Consider the following 15,935-nt stretch of genomic DNA (forward strand, 5'->3'; position numbering starts at 1 on the left):
AGGCGATTCAGGCTGCGCCCCTTTCCTCTCTGAACAGATAAAGCGCCTCCTGGATGGGCCGGTCGGAAAAAGAGAACAAGACGCTGTCCTCGTCTGCTTCGTGCCGCACGTGATGCCAGGACGGGACGACAAAGATATCCCGCTTGCTCCACTCCACGGAGATGTCATGTCCAATCCGACTGCGGCCCCGCCCTTCGATAGGCACAAAGACTGTCGCATCAGTTGAACGATACGCCTCCGTCGAAAACCCTTTGGGCAGCAACTGCATGAAGGTAGCCATCGTCGCCATCGCATACTTTCCGTTGTTTGGGTTGACGTATCTCATCTTCAACCCATGACAGGGATCCCACGCGTTCGCGCGGCGCATCCGCTCAAGCGCTTCGCGTGTCCGTGTATAGGGATAGTTGAAGATCGGCGAGGTTCCGCCGCCAGGACGATGGTCTACCGGAAGCAGATTGGCCCCATAGCGGACGTCACTGTCGCCGACGGGGCGCGTAATCGATTGCTCGTCCTCCCCGAGATGCTCGGCAAACGACGCGTTCACAAACTTCACCACCGGTATGTCCAGCCCATCCAGCCAGAAAATCGGGCTGTCGCTTTCATTGCCATGATCGTGCCACGCCATCGGCGGCGTGATGATGAAATCCCCTTCGTTCATCATTGTGCGTTCGCCATTCACCGATGTGTGAGCGCCACCGCCTTCCATCACAAAACGAAGCGCCGTCTGCGCGTGACGGTGCGCGGGTGCGACCTCACCGGGAAGGACCAATTGCACCCCCGCATACAGATCGGTTGTGATCTTCGATTCACCACGCAGGCCGGGGTTCTCTAGCACGAGCACGCGCCGCTCGGCTTCTTTTGCGGTGATGATGTCGCCCGCCTCCATCATGGCCGCGCGGACGTCCGCGAAACGCCAGTGAGCCGGCACGCATTTGCTCCGTGGTTCGGGCGTAATCAATTCATTCAGCGACGTCCATAGCGGCGCGAGGTTCTTCTGGCCGATCCGTTCATAGAAAGCCTCGCGCTCCCGCGTCGCTATCACACTCATCTTTTCAGAGTTGGCGGGCATCATTTCCCTCGTTCTCTTCCGGCTCAATTCCGCGTTTATTGAAAATCCGCGCAGGAGCTGTTTCCTTCAACGCCGCGACTGCAACGGCTCCAGCGCAGATTGTCCAAAGCGGCATGGTCACCGCATGCTCGATGCCGAAATGCTTGGCCAGATAACCGGCATACGCAGGTGCCACACCACCGCCAAAGACCTCACCAATACCGATGATCATGCCCGATGCCGTGGACATCAACTGGACCGGCACGGCTTCCGCCGCGACCGGACCGACGGTCAGCGTGATCAGGCTGTACAGACAACCCATCGCGATCATCAGGCAGATGAACAACGGGACCGGCGCCGCCCCCGTTCGCAGGAAAATCCACAGCGACAGAAATACGCCCGCCGTTGAAAACAGCATGACGGGCTTGCGGCCGACGCGGTCTGAAAGGGCCGGCAGCACGAGAGCGCCGATCGCCCCGCCGAAGCCTAGCGACGAAAGAATGAAACCCATCTGCTGCATGTCGAGATGCAGATAGTCCACGAGATAATTGGGGAACAGCGCAGCAATGACGATCTGGCAAGCGAGCCAGCACAGCATGCAGATGATGCCAAGCGGTACATTGCGATAGCGAAATACCTCATACCAGCGATGCTGGCCAGTATCGTGCGTCGCCGTGTGCTTCGCAATTTCAGTCGGCGTCGGTCGGCGCAATACCCGTTGCGCGAGGAACGCTACAACGAGACCCGGAAATGCTACAAGCAGGAAAATCCAAGGCCAGCTCATCACCTTGAGAAGTTGCGTCACCACGATCGGGGTGAGACCAAGCCCGAGCAGAGCCGGCATCATTTGCTGGATCCCGACGTTGCGGCCGTGCCGGCTCGGCGGCGACGCATCCATCGTTGCAATGATGCTAGCGGGCGTGAAGGCACCCTCGGCAACCCCCATGAAAGCCCGGATGGCAATCAGGCTGCCAACCCCCGTCGCCAGGCCACCGAGACCTGCCAGCAACGAAAATCCGACCATTGCCGGCACGATGACTCTCTTGAAGCCGATCCTGTCCGAGAGATTGCCTGTCAGCAGTGCAGACAAGCCCCATGCGAGCGCCAATGCTCCCGTGATATGCCCAAGGTCCTGATAGTCGAGCTTCAAATCGCGCATCAGTACCGGCATCAACGGCACAATCAGGAAGCGGTCTATGCCGACCAGGCCCATGCCGAGAGCCATCAGCGTGACAGCCTTCCATTCATAGCTTTTCGACGACTCAGCATGAGACTGCGCTACCGTTGAGGGCGCCAGCGGAGGGGTGATGTTCATTGGAAGTCCTTCTGGTTGGACGGCATCGCACGTACGAACGCCGGCATTTGCGCGTGAAGCAACTTGTCGGCAACAACAGCGTCGAATCTGCCCGATGCGCTCCTATAGTTGGGATCGCCTGACGCCGGATCAACAACACGCGATGACTGGCGATCCACTTCGCACAAGATCCCGTCAAAGCGGCTCGCGAACTTGGACTCGCCCTTCTGATATGCGTAAGCGGCTATGCGCGCCGCCGAAAGTACATCGATCATCTTCGTCTCCTACTCGATTTTGTGCTGCTACCAACTATCGACGCGGCCGTGATCACTGTCCAACGATAAAAATCGACCGCCTGATCTCGATAAGTGATTACCAGTCAAACGGGTTGAACTCGCACTCCCTATCCTAATTATGTAATGCGAACTATCTTTAATATCCGTTTGACACATAGGATCCGGATTGGCCTATCGGGGACGTTCGATTTGCGTCGAAACCGCAACGATCTTTCCCGGCAAGAAGTGATGCGCGGTAGTGGTAACCCCTATTACACTACGATCACTGACTGCAGACACGGACGTCTACGGCGCTAAACCAAAACATCAAGACGGCCTCCATGAAACCCTTAATCAACCTGCTAATCGCCGCATCTGCTCTGGCCGTTCCGGTTCTGTCCTTCGCCCAGCAATCTTCGCCGCCTGTCACACGTGCTCAGGTGCGTGCAGAACTCGGTCAACTCGAGGCCGCCGGTTTTAAGGGCGCCTCCACCGGTCCTTACTACCCCGCGAACCTTCAGGCTGCGGAGGCTCAGGTCGCCCAGCAGAAAGTCGCTGTGCAAGCAACATCCAGCAACTATGGTTCGTCGACCAGCGGCTCATCGCAATCTGGCCAGCCGGGAGTCTCGGCGGACGCCCAATAGTCGGACTACGGACATTTAAGGCCACGGCCGTTGCACGCCAAGCAACGGCCGGTTTTCGATCACCGCTCTATCGCATATACACTGAGCCGGTTGTCGACTGAAGAGACGCCAGGCACGCTCCTGGCGATCTCTCCAGCGCGATCCACCTGATCACTCTTCGGCACAGAACCAGACAACGTTATCGCGCCAGCTTTCGCGTAGACGAACAACTGTGTCATGTCGATCCCCTTTGCCTTCGCCATTGCAGTTCGCACATTTTTGGCGAGCTTGCGATTAGCGGCCCTGATCGATTTTGCGCTCGATGCGCTGCCCGCAGCCGCCGACGCGACCGCCGCACTGTTGTTACCGTCCTGTGCAAATGCCGCCAACGGTGCGATGGCGGCTGACAACGCGGCCACCAATCCAAATCGTACGATTGCTCTCATTTCCCTTTTCACTTTGTTGGAGATGTTTGAGACCTGCCTGGATTCATCCAGCAACTCGCGAGTCAAATGGCGGTACTGTCCATTAGGGATGGCACTGCCACAGCAGCGCTTTCTCGATCCAGATCGCCATTCGTCAAGCGCACGGTCAGAAGTCTTTTCGCCTTAGAACGAATGCCGTACACCGATCTGCACACCGGTCTGACTGCTGTCGGCGGACGCCGTCCGGTAGGCTGCAGACGTGCCGTTGTACGAGTCGAAGTTAAGCGCTGAGTGACGCGAATACCCGACCACGACGTACAAGTCGGTGCGCTTCGATAGCAGGTAATCGCCGATGGCCATAATCTGCTGCGGGCTGGCCGGCCTCGTCACCTCGCCATTCGCTCCGGTTGCCGTCTGAATGCGGTCGTAGTAGTACGCAAGGGTCAGTATCTTGTCGACCGCGAACAGGTAGCGCGTAGCCACCCAGAAGTAATCGTCGCGTGCGGCGTACCCGGCGAGCGGATCGTTCTTTCCGTACCGGTATCCCCCCATGAACTTGAGCGCGGCGGTCGAATAGGTAATACCGATAGCCGCCTTTTCGAACCGCGCATAGTTACTGCCAATCCCCTCAGAACGATGAAGGTTGTCATATCCCAAGCTTACGGAGAGTGTGCCGTTATCGTATGCGGCTGCACCGCCGTAACCCGAACCATTCGAGAACTGCCCTGCAAGATTGCTAAAGGAGTAGTGCCCCGTCAGCGTCACTGGTCCGAAAGAGTTTTTGTATTTGACAACATTGCTCTCCCAAAGATTGGAGCCCACTTCCGCAACGACCGGCTCGTAAGTTCCCGAGAGGTCCGTCGGCGACGACGGGTAAAGCGCATCCACGAGCGATGTATATTGCCGACCAAAGCGAAGCGTGCCAGCCTTCGGCGATGTCAGACCTACCCACGCGCTACGGCCAAAAAATTCCTGCATCAGAGCGCCGTTTGGAACAAGAAACCCGCTTTCCACCTGGAATTCCGCCTTCAGACCGCCACCGAGGTCCTCATTGCCAGTCAGACCCCAGCGTGAGCCACCCGAGCGAGCCCCATCGGCCATTGACCAGCGATTACCACTCGTCCCCGACTGGCCGGGATTGACTGGCCAATGGTTGGTGAACTCGATTGCGGTGTCGAGAATGCCATAGAGCGTTACACTCGATTCGGCATGCACACAAACCGCAAACGTCCCGGCCACCAGGCCGGTGAACATCTGCCTCTTCATCAAAAGTCCCCTCCGTTTAGAATTGCCATTTCGAAACTCTTTGCATCCCCGTGTATTTCGTTTTTTAGCGGGAACTCTCTCCGTTGCGCGGAAGCTGTGGTCAAATTTTTATTTAGTATCACTACCGATTTAGAAATATATTTTTCTCAAAGGAAAATTTGATCAGTTACGCTCCTGCTTGGTGACTTAGGCACACCATCGCCACATTCTTCAAATTCGGGCGTAAGAATTCCCCCCAACATTGCAAGATGCCGGTATCTAAGGGTTTCAGATTGTTTTGTCGCCGATGGTTCAAGCCAGAACCGAAGCGTCAATCGTGGGGAGGCTTCAGAACTTTGTTGCCTCCGTGTTTGCGTTTCGCATTGCTGCAAACTATCGGGGTTGCGGTGATCGCTGTCTAACGATTAAAAATAACTACGCGATCTCGATAGCTAATCACCCGCGTTCAAAATTCGGAGAAAGAGCCGATACGATCTATCGGTCCTGTGGTTGGAGAAGCATCTGACCGGCGATTCCGGCTGAGATCTCACGAAAGTTCGCGACCGCCGGATTGTCCGTGTTGGAGTTCCACGCGACGATCAGCTCATAAGGCGTGAGCAGTTCGTCAAGAGGAATGTAGACGACGTCGGGTTGCTGGACCCGCGCAACCCACTGAGGCACCAGCGTAACGCCCAGACCCGCGCTAACGAGCGCGAGCAGAGTGTGAAGCTGTTCGGCCTCCTGGACGATCCGAGGCGCAAACCCGGCCGAAGCGCAGCACGCAACGATGATTTCCAGAATCCGGCTGTTCATTCTGCGGGGAAACAGAACAAACGACTCGTTCGCTAGTTCGACGATTGAAAGCGTCGGCCGTGCGGCGAGCGGATGACCCTGCGGGATGGCCGCCACCAAAGGGCCCGTGGCAAGTTCTGCAGACTTGAGAGCATGGCCTGGCGACGGCGAGGGCATGATCCCTATATCGATGGCTGACGTCCGAATCGCCTCGATTTGCGCGCTTCGATCGAGCGGATGCAGCGTCAATTCGACCTGTGGCCACCGCTGGCGAAAGTCTCGGAGTATCGGCGGCAGTATGGACCACAGTACGTTATCAACGAAGCCGATCGCCAGCCGCCCGACCGTACCATCGGCCGACTCACGGGCGCGGCGCATCGCTTCATCGGCCCGACGCAGCAGATCGCGTGCTTCAGGTAAAAATATCTCGCCGGGAACCGTGAGCCTGACGTTGTGGCGTGAACGCTCCAGCAGCGAAAATCCGAGCTCTTCTTCAAGCAGTTTCACCTGATGGCTCACCGCTGACTGCACGACGTGCATACGCTGTGCGGCCCGGCCGAAATGCAGCTCTTCGGCAACCGCCGTGAAATACCGAAGTCTACGCAGGTCCATGATGAGAGAGCGACATAAGGTTGCGAAAGTCCCATCGAAGGTCCGCGCTTTCAGGCGCTTTCCCCACGAGATGAACCGTGGCCAATAGACGGCGGCCCGCCGGGCAATTGACGGCAGCCGTGCTTCCGTAGAGCGGCCAAGCGGGATTAGCGAGCCGCGTCGAGCACGAGCTTGCCGCGCGCATGACCGGTCAGGTTCTTTTGCAAGGCATCGGCGGCACGCGACAGCAGAAAGACCGTCTCGACGTCGACCATGATTTCGCCGGAGTCAAAGTGTGCTGCGAGCGCAGCCAGCTGCTTGCCGTCGGATCGGGTGGCGAAATGCTTCCCTACCACACCTCTTGACCTGGCACGCTCGGCGTCTGGCGGGCTGACCGGCGACACCAGGATGCCGCCAGCTTTTAACAACGACCAGGAACGATCCTGCGTTTCGCCGCCAACCAGATCCAGAACGATGTCCACGGACGACACGCTCTCTTCGAAGCTCTCGCTTCGATAGTCGACGACCTGCATCGCACCCAGCTGTCTGACGTACTCGAGATTGCTGGACGACGCTGTTCCGATTACCTCCGCGCCGGCGATTCTGGCCAACTGCACCGCCATGCTGCCTACTCCGCCCGCGGCGCCGTGAATCAGCACGCGCTGACCCGGCTTGACACCGGCGTGCTCGTGCAACGCCTGCCATGCCGTCAACGCGGCCGCTGGCACCGCTGCCGCTTCAAGCAGCGAGAGCTTTTTCGGCACCGACGCCAGGCGTTCAGCAGAGGCAACCACTTTGGTGGCATAGCCGCCGACGATACCGATGAAACCGAAGACTTCGTCTCCCACAACGAAGTCCTTGACCCCAGCACCCAGCGCAGAAATCTTTCCCGACACTTCGACGCCCGGTGTATAAGGCAGTGGCAGCGGCAGGAAGGCTTTCATCCTGCCCTCCAGAATTTTCCAATCGACCGGGTTGACGCCGCTCGCCGCGACGTCGATCAACACTTCGCCCTCGCCCGGGACGGGGTCAGGGATATCTTCCAGCGTCAAACGTTCGGGCCCGCCATAGGCGTAGGCACGTATAGCTTTCATAGGTAACTCCTGATTAAACGACCGTACATGTACAGTCGCGGTGACGTATCAGATGACCGAGAGCAGGCCGCCATCAACAAGCAACGCAATGCCGGTGACATAGCTCGACATGTCCGAACCGAGCCACGCAACGGCGTCGCCAATTTCGGACGGCTTCCCGAGACGGCGCAGCGGAGTGCGTTGCCGAAAGCCTTCCGAGGCTGCGGCAATGCCGGGATTGGTGCGCAGCAAATGCGTGTCGATCGTGCCGGGGCAAACCGCGTTGACGCGGATACCGTCAGGCCCGAGTGCATCTGCGAGAGCCTTCGCCATCAGCACGACGCCACCCTTGCTGGTGGAGTAAGCGACCGTCATTCCTGCGCCCGCGATACCGCCCATGCTCGCCATCAACACGATGCTGCCTGGCTTGCCGCGCGCCTTCATCTGACGCGCCGCCGCTTGCGCACCGAAAAGCACGCCGTCGAGATTGACCGCCATTAGCCTCCGGTAGTCGCTTTCGGCGACCTCGGGACCGTCCTCGCGCAGCGTGATGCCGGCGTTGCAAACCATCACGTCGACTCCGCCGAACTCAGCCGACGCATCGACCAGCGCGTCCACTTCCGCGTGCTGCGTCACGTCAGTGCGCTGAAACCGCGTGCGCACACCCAGTTCTTCAATCTCGGCGGCGGTCGGTCTGCCGCCCTCGTGCGGAGTCTCAGTGACGTCTGAGACGATCACTGCCTTCGCTCCATGCCGCGCCGCACTAATCGCAATGGCCCGGCCAATTCCACTGGCCGCACCGGTGACCAGCACGATCTTGTCCTTAAGAATATCGCTCAATTTGGCATCCTTATAAATACGCTAACTTAGCTGTATGTAATGAACCGACGGTCTAGCGGTGCGTAGCGGGTGTCACGACGACGCTGCGTAGGCATAGCCGGTTCTTCACGCTTTCGCCTCGCCTGCAGGGAAAGCACCGAGTTGCTGCATCACCGAGAAAAGGTTGGCGACACCCCAGTGCTCCGCGATCTTTCCGTTGCGCACGCGCATCGCGTCGACTGTTTCAAAATGGATCTTTCGACCCGTGGGCGGCACGCCGAGGAACGTGCCTTCGTGTGTGCCGTGATACGTCTTGTAGGTTGTCACCAGATCGCCGTCGGCAACCTGCCAATGGATATTCGCGTGGAAGTCGGGGAACGCGGCACGCAGCGCGTGGTAGAGACCGCGTGCGCCGTCCTTATCTGGCGTGCAGTTCGGCTGTGGCGTGTGGTCGACGAAATCGTCCGCGAACAGTTCTTCGAATACGTCGAAGTTACCGCCGCCTTGTACCTCTTCGGTATTGCGGCGAACTACAGCCTTTGCTTCTTCGCTTGGGTTGCTACGGGTCATGTGATGCTCCAGAACAGTTGAAATGCGAGTGTTTTTCAGTCCACCATTCCAGGGGCCGGTCACGGCAACTCGAGGCCATAGATGGTCATCTTTCCGTCGACCACCAGCATCTGGGCGATAATGCGTGGCTCACTCAAAGACTTGCCAGGAAAGGCGTTAGCCGAACAGCTTCGCCGCCGTCTTCGCCACCAGTTCGCCTTGGTGGCGTGCGCCGGCCAGATCTATTTCACTCGGCTGACGCGACCCGTCGCCGGAAGCGACGGTGGTTGCGCCATAAGGCGCGCCGCCGACGATCTCGCTCATGTTCATCTGCCCCTGATGGCTATAAGGCAGGCCGACGATAACCATGCCGAGATGCATCAGGTTCGTGATGATCGAAAAAAGCGTGGTTTCCTGCCCGCCGTGCTGGGTGGCAGTCGACGCGAAGGCGCCACCAACCTTGCCGTTAAGTGCCCCACGCATCCACAAACCACCGGTCTGATCGAGGAACGCGGCCATCTGGGACGACATGCGACCATAACGGGTGCCGGTACCCACAACGATCGCGTCGTAGTTCTCGAGGTCGACGACGGTTGCGATCGGAGCGGCCTGGTCGAGCTTGAAATGCGCGCCTTTGGCGACCTCCTCAGGCACCGTTTCCGGTACGCGCTTGACGTCGACCTGCGCGCCCGCACTGCGGGCGCCTTGCGCGACGGCCTCAGCCATCTGCTCGATATGTCCGTACGACGAATAGTAGAGAACCAGTACCTTGGCCATCGCAATCTCCTTTGGGTGATGAAGCGGACCGTCATGGCGCCGCAGGGGTGCTACAGATGTATTACCGCGACGACCCAGGGCCGCCCCGAGCGTCGTTACTGTGCGGTACCCGCCACCGGCAGTTCGCGACGGTTATCAAAGCTGAATGCGCCTGCACCATAAGCCGCGACCTGAATCAAACCGCCGGCCATCGCGACGTTCTTGAGAAAGTGGAACATCTGGTTCTGGTCGCCAAGCGCGTGGTGGAAAATGAGTGCGGTAATGATCGAATACACGGCCAGCAGCACGGCAACGAGTCTCGTCCGATAGCCGACGATCAGCAGAACGCTGCCAACCAGCTCAAGCGCCATCGAGCCGAGATAGCCGAGTAGCGGCACTGGCAATCCCAGCGACCCGATGTAGCCGATGGTCGCTCCCGGCGCTGCGAGTTTGCCAAGGCCGCTCACGAGAAAGATGGCAGCGATGAGGATGCGCCCAATCAGCGGAAGAGTCGGGTAAGAATTTGCAGAGGTTGAGTTCATAACGAGTGCCTTAAGTTTAAAAAAAGAGAGGAATGCCAAGGGGACTGTTTGGGTGACTACCGGATGCGGCCGCGAAATCGAAGCTGTTCACCAATTCGTGCGATCTGGGCTTCTCCCGCTTGCAGCGCGGCCTCTGATGTGTGCACCGAGTAGTAGCCGAGCACCAGGTCATGCGGGTGTTTTACTGCTGACGCGAAAATGAATTCGGAGTCGGTGTCCGCGGTGAAGTCGAGAGCGTCTTCGGACTCGGTGAAGACCGCGAGCTCGCTACGCAGACGCTCACCGGCGACGCAAAGCGCGCCCCGATGCACATGGGTCCAGGCCACGGTATGTCCTGCGGGCGGCACATAACGCCATTGCTCGCCTGCCCTGAGCCGTACATGCAGATAGTTGATTCCATCAGGAGACAATACCGGGCTGTGCGTGCCCCTGTAGCTGCCGAGAATGACGCGTGCAGGACCGACACGCGGGATGGCCTGCGCGGGAAGATATTGGGTTTGCGGTTCCCCATTCTCGACTTCGCGCCGCAACGCCACCCACATCTGGTAACCATGAAAGCGCTCGAGGTCCGCGGGACTGGCGTCGTGCCAGATGCCGTTGCCCGCGTTCATCCATTCAACGCTGCCCGCGGACAACACGCCCGACGCGCCCGTTGTGTCTTCGTAGCTCAGGTTGCCAGAGAGCAGGACCGTGATCGTCGCGATACCCGAATGCGGATGCATTGGAAACAGTGCGTCGCTCGACGGCGTGAAATCGAAGTAGTCCAGGAACACGAACGGCTTGATCAGTTCGCCCAGTTCGGCGGGACTGACGATGCGCGTGACCGGCCCGTGGCGGCGCCCCTGAGTACGCGCCACAATAGCGCGCGGAGGACTAGCCGGCCGGACAACGGGATTGTCCGCTTCCAGTAGATCAGACACATTCGCCATGACAATTTCCTTTTGAGGATGACATGACCGAAGGTTAGATGCTGACCTACCCCAGCGGAAGCCTATATATTTTAATGGAACCCATCGTGTTGACTTATGGGTTCCCTGCGACGGACATCTCCGCACGGCGGTTTGCAGATGCGATCGACCATGCAATGTGCAGGCATCAGGTGAACTTTCCGAGTTCGATGTACCGGGCCGTATTGGGTGGTTTGTCAATGGGCGGCTTCATGAGAGGAAGCGCCTGAGATGGTGAACGCGCTGCTTGTCGAGTTCCTGGACGGAATACAACCGTGACAAAGAGGCGTCAACCGGCCGCGACCATCAGTCTTCGTTTGAGGTTTGCTTTAGTCGACCGAGGAACCAACGGCCTGCAGGGCCCGGCGGTGTATCTCTGCGATAGATCGCATACATGGCGATCGGCGGCGTTCGGGGTTGAAAGTTTTCGATTCGCAGCGGTACCAGATCGCCTGAAGCCAGATCGGGATGCACCATCGCCGTAGGCATGTGTCCCCATCCGAGGCCCGCTCGTAAAAACGCATGCTTTGCGCCCAGATCCGATAACCGCCAGATCTGCGGAGAGAAGACCCCGAACGACTTCCCATCGGTCAGCGGCGTGCGATCCGTCAGTACAAGCTGCACATGCTCTTCCAACTCGCGCGATCGGATCACTCTCTTAAGCGATGCCAGCGGATGTTTCGGAGCGGCAACGGTGACCATCGGCACATCGAGCAGCTTCTCGGCATCAACCGTTTCGGGCACGGCCGGCATGGAACCACTAATGCCGAGCCTGCACGTGCGCTCCAGCACTCGCTGCACTACCGCACCCAAAGCCTCGACATATAACCGCAATGGAGTGTGAGGAAACGCGTCGCGGAATTCTCCAACCGCCACCGTGAGTGAGTCCATCGGATACATGACGTCCACCACGACGGAAAGCTCCGGTTCAAGTCCTTCTGCGATTGCTCGCGCCGTCGACTTGAAACCATCCATGCCGCCGACGACGAGCCGCGCCTGTGACAGCAATACGGCACCTTGCTCCGTGAGTCGCGGATAGCGACCGCTGCGGTCGAACAACGACACATTGATCTGGCTTTCCAGGTTGGCGAGCGTCTGGCTCACCACGGACTGTGTCCTGCGAAGCTTGCGTCCTGCCGCAGAGAAGCTTCCTTCGTCCGCGGCAGCGATGAAAGTACGCAGCTGATCCATGGATACGCCGTCGAGCATTTATCGACTTCCCGAATGGTGTCTGTCGAGAAATATAGCCTTCCGAGCGTCGTGTCAAGTGCTTAAGGCCAAACCAGCTTGCCTCCGTCTCGGTTGAAAATAGCAAACTGCAGCGCTTGCACCGTCCAGCCTCGATAGCGTGCAGCCCGTGGCAAGAGCAAGCACTCTTCAATATCGGCTCGTGGGCTCGCCATCGAGCCATGGATAGCGCTCCGTGTCGGCCCCCGCGTAGTCAGGATCAAGATAGACGAAGCAGCGCTGAATCCGGAAGTCGCGAATTTCCAATACGTCACACCATCGCCCGGCATGTGTGGTCCCTGCACGCCATCCCGCGCCGCTCTTCAGCTTCCCGGACGAGGTGGCTTCGACCACCACCCGATCGCCTTGCTGAACAAAATTCGCATAGGCCATGTCGTGCGAGATCTCAGCGAGAATCCCGCTCAGGTCTTCGAGAAACTGGGCAATCTCTCCACGACCATGAGCGACGCCCCATTTCGGAAAATAGAATTCGGCCTTCTCATCAAATAGTTCAAGAACGTCGCCCCCACGATCCACGCGTCTGAAGAACTCTATCGCGATAGCTTTGCGCTGCTCGTCTGTCATTGGTTGAATTTGCATGGCAGTCTCCGGGAATGGTTGCACGTCCAAGTTCCTTGCACGCGGCTTCGACAAACTATCGGAGAGGTCGCGATCACTGTCTAATGATAAAAATTGGGCGCTTGATCTGCGTTGGTGATCGTCGCTCGAAGACCAGACTTTCGCCGCGAGACTCGGGCAGGCGCTCACTGGCAACGACGCAATATTGAATGTGGGGGTTGCTCTGCACAAAAGCCCGGCAGCCAACCCGGAGTGGGGTGTCGTGATCTCACTTCGAGATCACGATGTCAGTATTCATCGTTGGACGCGGATGCAGCGCGCAACCATACTTCCACGGGAAACCCATAGGAGCTAGTCATGAAATATGCCACCCTGGCGGCGCCAGGCCGAGAAATTCCCACAACGGATGCGCTGACGTTGATGCACGTCCCCGCAAAGTTCGACGTAACCCAATGGCCCCGAGAAGTCGAAGCATTTCTCCACAAGACGACCAATCCGCATCATCGGGCCATGTTAAAGAACTACTTGCGCCATTTGCTGCTGGAAGTGGCGGGATACTGGGATCAAATCATCGTTCCTGAACTCACCGTCGAGGAACCGATGTATCGCGTTGGCGACCGGCGCCAGATGCACGTCCTGACGGGCAAGGTCGCCGTCGAAGGTTTCTATCGCGAAGCCGCTGAAACACGCCAGAACGTGATGGGCGCACGAACCATGAACATGGGTGTCGACGACTACGGCGTCACGACGGAAGCCGTATGGACTCACGTCGTGCCCGGCGTGTGCCTGAAGGACCACGGCATCGACGCCGACCCCGCGGCGCACTACCTGATGACGCATCACCTCTTCCAGATCTTCACGTACACGAACGAGCCGAAGCCGAAGCTCATCGCGGAGCGTATCTACGACGACCCGGAGAGCTACACCTACGAGAAGCTCGCACCCTCCGAGGTCGTGACGCCGGAGATCGCCCGGGAACTCCTCGCCCCATTTCTCGCTCGAGCCACGCTGGACTGAGTGCATTCGAGTCCAGGTTCCGGGAGTGACGACGATCTTTAGAACGACGTCACTCGTCGTGGCCACTAGAGCGCCGGCCGAGTATCTGGCTCTGGGCCCGTCGCAATACCAATCGAATCGATATGGAAGACGAGACCATCCGCATTCCGAACGATGCGGACTATGGCCTCTGCGGGAATCTCTACTCGCGACATCAGAAATGTAGCTCCGGCATTGCCCTGGGCACAGGCAACGCCGAAGCATCGCAGACACGGCTCTTTAGAAGCCGACGCTGCGGCGTCCCTTGAGATTCAGCATGGCGCGAGCCTCATCAGGCGTCGCCACTTGAAGCGACAGGGCTTCAATGATGGTGCGAACGCGCCTTACCTGCGTAGCGTTGCTACTTGCGAGCTTGCCGGGGCCATCCCAAAGAGAATCCTCGAGTCCTACACGCACGTTTCCGCCGACTGAGGCAGAAATCGCCGCGAGCGGCATCTGGCTACGCCCGGCCCCGAGCACAGACCAGACATAATCTTTCCCGAACAATCGATCAGCCGTACGGCGCATATGCATGAGATCCTCGACATGTGCGCCAATGCCACCGCGTAGACCAAATACGGACTGTATGAGAAGGGGTGGCTTAACGAGCGCCCTGTCGAGAAAGTGCGCGGCCGTATAAAGATGGCCAATGTCGTAGCACTCAATCTCGAACCGGGTTTCGTTCTCGCTGCACGATTGCAGGATGTAGGCGATATCCTTGAATGTATTCTTGAAGATGCGATCGTCGCTTCCTTCCAGATATGGGCGCTCCCAGTCATATTTAAGCTTGTCTTTGAAGCGCCCGAGCATTTCGTACAACCCGAAGTTCATTGAACCCATGTTGAGAGACGCCAATTCGGGCCGCAATTCAAGTGCCGGTTGCAGCCGCTCCTCGACCGTCATCGTAGGCGCCCCGCCGGTGGTGATATTGATGACCGCATCCGAGGCTTCCTTAATGGCGGGCACGAACCGGCGAAACAACTCCGGCGCCTGCGTTGGACGGCCATCGAGGGGATCGCGCGCGTGTAAGTGGACGATCGCCGCTCCAGCCTGGGCTGCTTCAATGGCGCTCTGCGCGATCTCGTCCGGCGTAACAGGCAGATAAGGCGACATCGACGGAGTATGGATCGCTCCGGTTATGGCGCAGGTGATAATGACCTTGCTCATGCGCGGACTCCGTCTTCAGTGTTCTCGAAGAAGTAGCCCGGCACGTCGGGCCCCCATAGATAGAGTGAATCATCAGGCGGATGATTGCCGCCGGCCCATTGGCCGCCAGGAGCGATAAAGTCGATATCGGCCGAATACTCCCAGAATGAACCCCACGGGTCGCGCACGTAGTGAAAGTAGTTAGAGCCGAGCACGTGCCGGCCCACGCCCCAACCGTCGCGGTATCCAGCGCGCTGCATCTGCATTTGGCCGAGGCCAACGTGGTTGACGTCGGGAACGTCCCATGCGCTGTGATGCCAACCCTTTGCCGCCCCCTGAACAAACGCGATCATATGGTGGTCGCTGCCGTGAGGCGCGTGCATGAAAGCCACGATTCCTTCCGAGCCATCGGACAGACGCACCCCAACCGAACGCTCATAGAAACTGACCGCGCGACGAATGTCCGGGGTGAACATCACGACGTGCGCAAGGCGTAACGGCTGAACCGGCTCTGCGTTCTCGCGGGCGACTGCGCCGCGTAGCCGAGGCAGCGCGGGTTCAGCGTCACGAGGCGGCTTGAAATTTGGCGACGTCTTGGGCCCTGCCTTGAGCTGTAACAGATTGCCGTCCGGGTCTTCAAACCAGAACCCTTCATGTTTGGCGGACTCAATTCGAGGTGTCGCTTCTTGTCCACCCGCTTCGATGATCTGCGCGCGGATCTTCGAGAAGTCATCGGCGAAGCAGTTCAGAGACAAATAGGCCAATCGCTTACGCGTGCCGGCAAAAATCCGTGCCCACACATGGGCACTGCCTGCAGTACGGAGCAGCAACTGACCGTCTTCCTCCTGCACGCGGAATCCAAAGGCCGTGAGGAATTCTCTCGCCTCGTCGAGGCGAGGAACTTCGAGCGCGAAGTGATCGACCGAGTGTATGCCGGCTGTTCCTACGCTTACAGTTGAAGCGGTCATG

The 15,935-nt window shown here is 58.7% G+C and carries 19 protein-coding genes; 3 read left to right on the forward strand and 16 right to left on the reverse strand.

The annotated features are described in order from the left end of the window. Positions 1-7 precede the first annotated feature (7 nt). The 3 genes from gtdA to ACQKRQ_RS39920 are packed head-to-tail and all read right to left on the reverse strand — an operon-like array spanning position 8 to position 2,617. Positions 8-1,072 (reverse strand): gentisate 1,2-dioxygenase, encoded by a 1,065-nt coding sequence (gene gtdA / locus ACQKRQ_RS39910; RefSeq protein ID WP_427483206.1) that lies wholly within the window; start codon positions 1,070-1,072, stop codon positions 8-10. Further along, on the reverse strand, positions 1,053-2,363 hold the full coding sequence (locus tag ACQKRQ_RS39915; RefSeq protein ID WP_427483207.1) for an MFS transporter: 1,311 nt from the start codon (positions 2,361-2,363) through the stop codon (positions 1,053-1,055). Before ACQKRQ_RS39915 ends, gtdA begins: the two co-directional genes overlap by 20 nt. Continuing rightward, positions 2,360-2,617: a hypothetical protein gene (locus ACQKRQ_RS39920; RefSeq protein ID WP_427483209.1), complete on the reverse strand. Its 258-nt coding sequence runs from the start codon at positions 2,615-2,617 to the stop codon at positions 2,360-2,362. The genes ACQKRQ_RS39915 and ACQKRQ_RS39920 overlap by 4 nt, the downstream gene beginning before the upstream one ends. Positions 2,618-2,958: 341 nt before the next feature. Between ACQKRQ_RS39920 and ACQKRQ_RS39925 the strand changes: the two genes are divergently transcribed. Beyond that, on the forward strand, positions 2,959-3,261 hold the full coding sequence (locus tag ACQKRQ_RS39925; RefSeq protein ID WP_427483211.1) for a DUF4148 domain-containing protein: 303 nt from the start codon (positions 2,959-2,961) through the stop codon (positions 3,259-3,261). A 59-nt stretch (positions 3,262-3,320) separates the two neighbouring features. Here ACQKRQ_RS39925 and ACQKRQ_RS39930 read toward each other — a convergent pair whose 3' ends face one another. Then, positions 3,321-3,503: a BON domain-containing protein gene (locus tag ACQKRQ_RS39930; protein WP_427483257.1), complete on the reverse strand. Its 183-nt coding sequence runs from the start codon at positions 3,501-3,503 to the stop codon at positions 3,321-3,323. Here ACQKRQ_RS39930 and ACQKRQ_RS39935 point away from each other — a divergent pair. Further along, positions 3,478-3,852 (forward strand): hypothetical protein, encoded by a 375-nt coding sequence (locus ACQKRQ_RS39935; RefSeq protein WP_427483261.1) that lies wholly within the window; start codon positions 3,478-3,480, stop codon positions 3,850-3,852. The two genes, ACQKRQ_RS39930 and ACQKRQ_RS39935, sit on opposite strands and share 26 nt — an antisense overlap. Here the strand turns inward: ACQKRQ_RS39935 and ACQKRQ_RS39940 are convergent. The 10 genes from ACQKRQ_RS39940 to ACQKRQ_RS39985 all read right to left on the reverse strand — a co-directional run bounded on the left by ACQKRQ_RS39940 (position 3,849) and on the right by ACQKRQ_RS39985 (position 12,806). Then, entirely contained in the window at positions 3,849-4,919 is a 1,071-nt protein-coding gene (locus tag ACQKRQ_RS39940; protein WP_427483212.1) for a porin, read from the reverse strand. The two genes, ACQKRQ_RS39935 and ACQKRQ_RS39940, sit on opposite strands and share 4 nt — an antisense overlap. Positions 4,920-5,405: 486 nt before the next feature. Continuing rightward, on the reverse strand, positions 5,406-6,314 hold the full coding sequence (locus tag ACQKRQ_RS39945; RefSeq protein ID WP_427483214.1) for a LysR family transcriptional regulator: 909 nt from the start codon (positions 6,312-6,314) through the stop codon (positions 5,406-5,408). A 146-nt stretch (positions 6,315-6,460) separates the two neighbouring features. Next, positions 6,461-7,387: an NADP-dependent oxidoreductase gene (locus tag ACQKRQ_RS39950; protein ID WP_427483216.1), complete on the reverse strand. Its 927-nt coding sequence runs from the start codon at positions 7,385-7,387 to the stop codon at positions 6,461-6,463. Between the two features lie 48 nt (positions 7,388-7,435). Beyond that, positions 7,436-8,206, reverse strand: a complete 771-nt coding sequence (locus tag ACQKRQ_RS39955) for an SDR family NAD(P)-dependent oxidoreductase (RefSeq protein ID WP_427483218.1) — start codon at positions 8,204-8,206, stop codon at positions 7,436-7,438. Positions 8,207-8,311: 105 nt separating this feature from the next. Next, a complete protein-coding gene (locus ACQKRQ_RS39960) occupies positions 8,312-8,755 on the reverse strand; it encodes an ester cyclase (protein WP_132374076.1) in 444 nt (147 codons plus the stop codon). A gap of 156 nt (positions 8,756-8,911) precedes the next feature. Next, on the reverse strand, positions 8,912-9,511 hold the full coding sequence (gene wrbA, locus ACQKRQ_RS39965) for an NAD(P)H:quinone oxidoreductase (protein WP_427483220.1): 600 nt from the start codon (positions 9,509-9,511) through the stop codon (positions 8,912-8,914). A gap of 95 nt (positions 9,512-9,606) precedes the next feature. Continuing rightward, on the reverse strand, positions 9,607-10,032 hold the full coding sequence (locus tag ACQKRQ_RS39970; protein ID WP_427483259.1) for a DoxX family protein: 426 nt from the start codon (positions 10,030-10,032) through the stop codon (positions 9,607-9,609). A gap of 56 nt (positions 10,033-10,088) precedes the next feature. Continuing rightward, the gene (locus ACQKRQ_RS39975; RefSeq protein ID WP_427483221.1) at positions 10,089-10,961 is read right to left on the reverse strand and encodes a pirin family protein; all 873 of its coding nucleotides are present in this window, start codon (positions 10,959-10,961) and stop codon (positions 10,089-10,091) included. A gap of 324 nt (positions 10,962-11,285) precedes the next feature. Continuing rightward, the gene (locus ACQKRQ_RS39980) at positions 11,286-12,188 is read right to left on the reverse strand and encodes a LysR family transcriptional regulator (RefSeq protein WP_132374071.1); all 903 of its coding nucleotides are present in this window, start codon (positions 12,186-12,188) and stop codon (positions 11,286-11,288) included. Positions 12,189-12,356: 168 nt separating this feature from the next. Beyond that, on the reverse strand, positions 12,357-12,806 hold the full coding sequence (locus tag ACQKRQ_RS39985; RefSeq protein WP_408175980.1) for a nuclear transport factor 2 family protein: 450 nt from the start codon (positions 12,804-12,806) through the stop codon (positions 12,357-12,359). Between the two features lie 336 nt (positions 12,807-13,142). Here ACQKRQ_RS39985 and ACQKRQ_RS39990 point away from each other — a divergent pair, with 336 nt between their 5' ends. Next, positions 13,143-13,802, forward strand: a complete 660-nt coding sequence (locus tag ACQKRQ_RS39990; protein WP_427483224.1) for a hypothetical protein — start codon at positions 13,143-13,145, stop codon at positions 13,800-13,802. A gap of 258 nt (positions 13,803-14,060) precedes the next feature. On the opposite strand, the gene ACQKRQ_RS39995 is transcribed toward ACQKRQ_RS39990, so the two are convergent. Both ACQKRQ_RS39995 and ACQKRQ_RS40000 read right to left on the reverse strand, forming a co-directional pair. Next, positions 14,061-14,987 (reverse strand): 3-keto-5-aminohexanoate cleavage protein, encoded by a 927-nt coding sequence (locus tag ACQKRQ_RS39995; RefSeq protein WP_427483225.1) that lies wholly within the window; start codon positions 14,985-14,987, stop codon positions 14,061-14,063. Beyond that, entirely contained in the window at positions 14,984-15,934 is a 951-nt protein-coding gene (locus tag ACQKRQ_RS40000; protein ID WP_427483227.1) for a VOC family protein, read from the reverse strand. Before ACQKRQ_RS40000 ends, ACQKRQ_RS39995 begins: the two co-directional genes overlap by 4 nt. Between the last annotated feature and the right edge of the window lies 1 nt (position 15,935).

The sequence above is a fragment of the Paraburkholderia sp. NPDC080076 genome, from assembly GCF_050281145.1.
In the GTDB taxonomy this organism is placed as follows: Bacteria; Pseudomonadota; Gammaproteobacteria; order Burkholderiales; family Burkholderiaceae; genus Paraburkholderia.

Excerpts from the sequence above, each read along its gene's own strand:
- gtdA (WP_427483206.1), bottom strand. The coding sequence starts at position 1,072 with ATGATGCCCGCCAACTCTGAAAAGATGAGTGTGATAGCGACGCGGGAG.
- ACQKRQ_RS39915 (WP_427483207.1), bottom strand. The coding sequence starts at position 2,363 with ATGAACATCACCCCTCCGCTGGCGCCCTCAACGGTAGCGCAGTCTCAT.
- ACQKRQ_RS39920 (WP_427483209.1), bottom strand. The coding sequence starts at position 2,617 with ATGATCGATGTACTTTCGGCGGCGCGCATAGCCGCTTACGCATATCAG.
- ACQKRQ_RS39925 (WP_427483211.1), top strand. The coding sequence starts at position 2,959 with ATGAAACCCTTAATCAACCTGCTAATCGCCGCATCTGCTCTGGCCGTT.
- ACQKRQ_RS39935 (WP_427483261.1), top strand. The coding sequence starts at position 3,478 with ATGTCGATCCCCTTTGCCTTCGCCATTGCAGTTCGCACATTTTTGGCG.
- ACQKRQ_RS39930 (WP_427483257.1), bottom strand. The coding sequence starts at position 3,503 with ATGGCGAAGGCAAAGGGGATCGACATGACACAGTTGTTCGTCTACGCG.
- ACQKRQ_RS39940 (WP_427483212.1), bottom strand. The coding sequence starts at position 4,919 with ATGTTCACCGGCCTGGTGGCCGGGACGTTTGCGGTTTGTGTGCATGCC.
- ACQKRQ_RS39945 (WP_427483214.1), bottom strand. The coding sequence starts at position 6,314 with ATGGACCTGCGTAGACTTCGGTATTTCACGGCGGTTGCCGAAGAGCTG.
- ACQKRQ_RS39950 (WP_427483216.1), bottom strand. The coding sequence starts at position 7,387 with ATGAAAGCTATACGTGCCTACGCCTATGGCGGGCCCGAACGTTTGACG.
- ACQKRQ_RS39960 (WP_132374076.1), bottom strand. The coding sequence starts at position 8,755 with ATGACCCGTAGCAACCCAAGCGAAGAAGCAAAGGCTGTAGTTCGCCGC.
- wrbA (WP_427483220.1), bottom strand. The coding sequence starts at position 9,511 with ATGGCCAAGGTACTGGTTCTCTACTATTCGTCGTACGGACATATCGAG.
- ACQKRQ_RS39970 (WP_427483259.1), bottom strand. The coding sequence starts at position 10,032 with ATGAACTCAACCTCTGCAAATTCTTACCCGACTCTTCCGCTGATTGGG.
- ACQKRQ_RS39975 (WP_427483221.1), bottom strand. The coding sequence starts at position 10,961 with ATGGCGAATGTGTCTGATCTACTGGAAGCGGACAATCCCGTTGTCCGG.
- ACQKRQ_RS39980 (WP_132374071.1), bottom strand. The coding sequence starts at position 12,188 with ATGCTCGACGGCGTATCCATGGATCAGCTGCGTACTTTCATCGCTGCC.
- ACQKRQ_RS39985 (WP_408175980.1), bottom strand. The coding sequence starts at position 12,806 with ATGCAAATTCAACCAATGACAGACGAGCAGCGCAAAGCTATCGCGATA.
- ACQKRQ_RS39990 (WP_427483224.1), top strand. The coding sequence starts at position 13,143 with ATGAAATATGCCACCCTGGCGGCGCCAGGCCGAGAAATTCCCACAACG.
- ACQKRQ_RS39995 (WP_427483225.1), bottom strand. The coding sequence starts at position 14,987 with ATGAGCAAGGTCATTATCACCTGCGCCATAACCGGAGCGATCCATACT.
- ACQKRQ_RS40000 (WP_427483227.1), bottom strand. The coding sequence starts at position 15,934 with ATGACCGCTTCAACTGTAAGCGTAGGAACAGCCGGCATACACTCGGTC.